This window comes from Photobacterium sp. R1, from assembly GCF_054600795.1.
Genome location: NZ_BAAHZP010000518.1, coordinates 1 through 274, shown reverse-complemented (window position 1 = coordinate 274; position 274 = coordinate 1). Strand labels below are relative to the sequence as shown.

Below are 274 nucleotides of genomic sequence, written 5' to 3'. Positions count from 1 at the left end.
CTCCCAAAACAGATCTATGATGACCTTGATACAACGACATAAAAATAACAAAGTCGCTTTTTACAGTCGTAACATACTGCGCTCTCTGACACCCAAGGTAATCTATCATCGCAGGTTACAGTACCTGCTTAACACCCTGAACAAGTACGACAGGCAGTACATTGCCTACAGGGTCAATTATTACCTCAAGCACAGTGACGGGTTCAGATTACCCGAAGACAAAGCTGTATCCATTAAGCGTTATCGCAAGAAAGGTCAGAGTGCTTACTATTAC

At 42.7% G+C, this 274-nt stretch carries 1 pseudogene; it reads left to right on the top strand.

Annotation, left to right across the window (positions count from 1 at the left end):
• Positions 1–19: 19 nt before the first annotated feature.
• A pseudogene (locus tag ACYP03_RS26095) lies at positions 20–274 on the top strand (hypothetical protein); the annotation flags it as partial.